The sequence below is a fragment of the Faecalibacillus sp. genome (assembly GCF_047023275.1).
GTDB lineage: Bacteria > Bacillota_I > Bacilli_A > Erysipelotrichales > Coprobacillaceae > Faecalibacillus.
In genome coordinates this window covers 1-1,565 of sequence record NZ_JBKYAR010000067.1, presented here as the reverse complement: position 1 = coordinate 1,565, position 1,565 = coordinate 1, and the positions used below count along the sequence as shown (strand labels likewise).

The window sequence follows — 1,565 nt, the reverse complement described above, 5'->3', positions numbered from 1 at the left end:
CTGCTTCGAAAATCCATCTATGGGAATTTATTTTATTGAAGATCCTGACGGATATTGGCTGGAAATTGTACCGGGCAAATAAAAAAAGTTTTAAAAACTAAAAATAAATGTACATAATTGGCAAGATGCCTTTATCCCTTATAATTCAAGAGATTCCGCCTATTATGTACATTTTCTACAGATGTACATAACAGACAAATGTACATTTAATATTGATATGGGATATGTACATTTCAAGACATTCCTCTTCTCATATACTGTCTGTATACCATTTCATAATGTACATTATTATTCCAGTCATGTTGTTAAATGAAATGTACATTATCATATCCCTTTCAAACAAAACTTATCTAATTGTGAATTTTCTTTAATGACCCGACTGATTGTTTTTTTTCAATAGCGACATCTTCCATTGCAACGGGATTGCTAATTCCGCTAGTCATGATAATCTCCCCTACTATTTTGATATCAATATAAGTAATGTACCAATTTGTATTTGTCTTGTATGTCCATTCTCTTTGCAAAAAAATGTAATCTTTTCAGAAATATCAAATCCTACAACATACTCTTTTTCTTGTTCGATTATCTTCCATATTAATATAAGGAATATAATGCGAAAGTTAGGATAGATACAATGATCAGAGATAGAACAAAATAATTAGATTGGAAATGGTAGCAAGTTGATATTTGAAAGGAGAATTTATTTATGAAATCAATGTTGGAAGAATACGGCAAGATCGTTGTTGTTTCTATTGTGATCGCGATCATGATCGGGGCAGCTGCGTTACTTCGGGGGGCAAATTGAACTGCCATTCCAGAAGATTACCAAATTAGGAAGTGATGAAGTATATGTGGCAACAACAGGACGTCCAAAACCACCAACAACAGTAGATCTGTATGTTTGGATTTATATTAATAAAAATAATGAACTTGTAATATCTAAGAATAAAATAACAGCACCAACTGATGCACTTTTAAAAGAAAAATCAGTAAATGTTCGTAGTAATGGATTAGCAAGAGATGGTTCATTTGATTCAAAGTTAGTAAAGAGTGTCAAATTTGCAGAAAAAATAAGACCTATATCGTGTAGAAATTGGTTTTATGGTTTTACAAATTTAGTAGAAGTGAAAAATATTGAAAATCTGTATACAGATAAATGTGAAGATATGTACTTTATGTTTTATAACTGTTCTTCATTGAAAGAAATAAATCTAAAATATTTTGAAACAAGTAATGTTACAGATATGAGATGTATGTTTAGTAATTGTTCTAGTTTGAAATACTTAGATTTAAGTTCTTTTGATATCAGCAAGTCAAAAGATTGTAATTACATGATGGATACAGGCACTTCAACAACTATAAAGGCAAATCCAGATTCTATTATATATCTGTATTTTAAAAAATAGCAATCAAAAACCCCTCTCAGGCGCTATGCATAATAATTTCAACAACATGCTGTTTATAGCAGGTATTGATAAATTTATATCATTCTGATGAAATATTATATTTTATTTTTCACGTTAATGATGTAAAATTATCAATGTAAATATCAGGGCATATTCGAA

General features: G+C 29.6%; 1 protein-coding gene and 1 pseudogene. Both read left to right on the top strand.

The window, feature by feature from the left end; translation table 11 throughout:
• Positions 1-82 (top strand): annotated as a pseudogene (locus ACLVEP_RS12655) (lactoylglutathione lyase); the annotation flags it as partial.
• A gap of 769 nt (positions 83-851) precedes the next feature.
• Positions 852-1,406 carry a BspA family leucine-rich repeat surface protein gene (locus ACLVEP_RS12650; protein ID WP_195941500.1) on the top strand — a complete coding sequence of 185 codons (555 nt, stop codon included), beginning with the start codon at positions 852-854 and terminating at the stop codon, positions 1,404-1,406.
• Positions 1,407-1,565 lie beyond the last annotated feature (159 nt).